Source organism: Acidithiobacillus sp. TH-A36 (assembly GCF_057473445.1).
Map to the genome: position 1 here is coordinate 1 of NZ_JBYCKP010000266.1, position 1,630 is coordinate 1,630.

4 protein-coding genes are annotated in these 1,630 nt (G+C 52.9%); all 4 read left to right on the top strand.

What is annotated here, in order from left to right:
• Positions 1-237 precede the first annotated feature (237 nt).
• The 4 genes from AC2VLY_RS07100 to AC2VLY_RS07115 are packed head-to-tail and all read left to right on the top strand — an operon-like array spanning position 238 to position 1,395.
• Positions 238-573: a type II toxin-antitoxin system RelE/ParE family toxin gene (locus AC2VLY_RS07100; protein ID WP_486893175.1), complete on the top strand. Its 336-nt coding sequence runs from the start codon at positions 238-240 to the stop codon at positions 571-573.
• Positions 546-905 (top strand): helix-turn-helix domain-containing transcriptional regulator, encoded by a 360-nt coding sequence (locus AC2VLY_RS07105; protein ID WP_486893176.1) that lies wholly within the window; start codon positions 546-548, stop codon positions 903-905. The genes AC2VLY_RS07100 and AC2VLY_RS07105 overlap by 28 nt, the downstream gene beginning before the upstream one ends.
• An 11-nt stretch (positions 906-916) precedes the next feature.
• On the top strand, positions 917-1,207 hold the full coding sequence (gene nadS, locus AC2VLY_RS07110; protein WP_486922005.1) for a NadS family protein: 291 nt from the start codon (positions 917-919) through the stop codon (positions 1,205-1,207).
• Between the two features lie 5 nt (positions 1,208-1,212).
• A complete protein-coding gene (locus AC2VLY_RS07115; protein WP_486893178.1) occupies positions 1,213-1,395 on the top strand; it encodes a helix-turn-helix domain-containing transcriptional regulator in 183 nt (60 codons plus the stop codon).
• Positions 1,396-1,630 lie beyond the last annotated feature (235 nt).

Genomic DNA, 1,630 nt, shown 5'->3' on the forward strand with positions numbered 1-1,630 from the left:
CCGGCGCGGTACGCCGTAAATGGCAGAAGCCTGCTGGATACAGCTATCGGGTACGCCGTGGAAATTGTGGAACAAGAGAACCCCTTTTGAGAAGAGCCTATTATATTAAAAATAATACACTAGAATTAAATGGTTTCAAAACGGGGTTTTTTGACATCATCCCGCCATGGAACGGCGGGGATTTCCGTGCATTTTGGTAGTTATTGCAACAAATTCGCTTATAAGCGATAATAAGATATGTTCGAGATAAGGCATTATCTTACCGCCGAAGGCTGCGACGTGTACGAGAACTGGCGCAGCAAAGTCAAGGACGGCAAGGCGAAAATTGCCATAGACCGGCGCATTTATCGCGCCGAGCTTGGCAACTTTGGGGACCACAAGCCATGCAGGGAAGGGGTGTGGGAGCTTCGTATCGACGTAGGGCCGGGCTACCGCATCTATTACGCGCTTGCCGGCCAAACCATAGTCTTGTTGCTTTGCGGTGGCACAAAGCCTTCGCAGGACGCTGACATATCGAAGGCTTGCGAATACTGGAGGGATTGGCAATGCAGCAAAGTGAAGCAGGAGAAATAGCGATGAGAGATCGGGCGCATGACGACGCGATGGCGGAAGTTTTCCGTAAAGATCCGGCCTATGCGGTGGAGCTACTGAACAGTATCCTGGAGGACGGCGAGCAGGGAGAGCTGCTGATCGCGCTTCGTCAGATGGCAAAAGCGTTCGGCGGCATATCGCAGGTGGCTGAGAAAGCACAGCTTAATGGCACGCACATCTACCGCACGCTGTCCGCCAAAGGCAACCCGGAGATTCGTAGCCTGTCGGCAATTCTCAAGACAATGGGCTTGCGGCTCGCGGTGCAACCTATTCGGCATCCGACAGCGCACAGATCAGTGGTCCGTGGTAGTTAAAGGGCTACAAAATGGAACACGCATTGTTTGAGGACTTGGTGCAAAGTTTGAAAGAAGCCAAGGCGATTGTGCGAGGAGAAGCGCCCGCCTCACGCCGGATCAATGTGGCAGCACCAGACGCCAAGGCGGTACGCGAGCAAATCGGGCTTTCGCAAATCGAGTTTGCCCAGTTGATGCGGATTAGCGTCAAGACGCTGCAAAACTGGGAGCAACATCGCCGCAATCCGACCGGCCCTGCTGCCGCCTTGCTCAAGATCGTGCGTACCGCGCCGGATGTGGCGCTCAAGACATTGCACGACTGATTATTATGCAAGATCAGGCGCATGACGACGCGATGGCAGAAGTTTTCCGTAAAGATCCGGCCTATGCGGTGGAACTGCTGAACAGTATTCTTGAGGATGGTGAGCAGGAAGAGCTGCTGATCGCGCTTCGTCAGATGGCAAAAGCGTTCGGTGGTATTCCTGGCCTATACCAGTGCCGGAAGATGTAACAGCTTAAATCTCTTTAGCAATCTACACCCCACAGCTTCGGCTTTGGGGTTTTTCTTTGCCTGCTTCCCCCTTCGACTGCGCTTCCATACTTTTTGTCCAGCCTTTTGTGTTTGGTATTCACTCAAACTCAAGGAGTCAATCATGAAAGCCAGCGTCAATACAGCAAGTGGAAAGGCAACTATTTTCCAGGATGAGAGGGGCGTGCATCTGCGCGTCCTGGAAACATCGGGTTCC

Bases quoted from the DNA above. Each gene is read 5' to 3' on its own strand.
- AC2VLY_RS07100 (WP_486893175.1), top strand. From the start codon at position 238: ATGTTCGAGATAAGGCATTATCTTACCGCCGAAGGCTGCGACGTGTAC.
- AC2VLY_RS07105 (WP_486893176.1), top strand. From the start codon at position 546: ATGCAGCAAAGTGAAGCAGGAGAAATAGCGATGAGAGATCGGGCGCAT.
- nadS (WP_486922005.1), top strand. From the start codon at position 917: ATGGAACACGCATTGTTTGAGGACTTGGTGCAAAGTTTGAAAGAAGCC.
- AC2VLY_RS07115 (WP_486893178.1), top strand. From the start codon at position 1,213: ATGCAAGATCAGGCGCATGACGACGCGATGGCAGAAGTTTTCCGTAAA.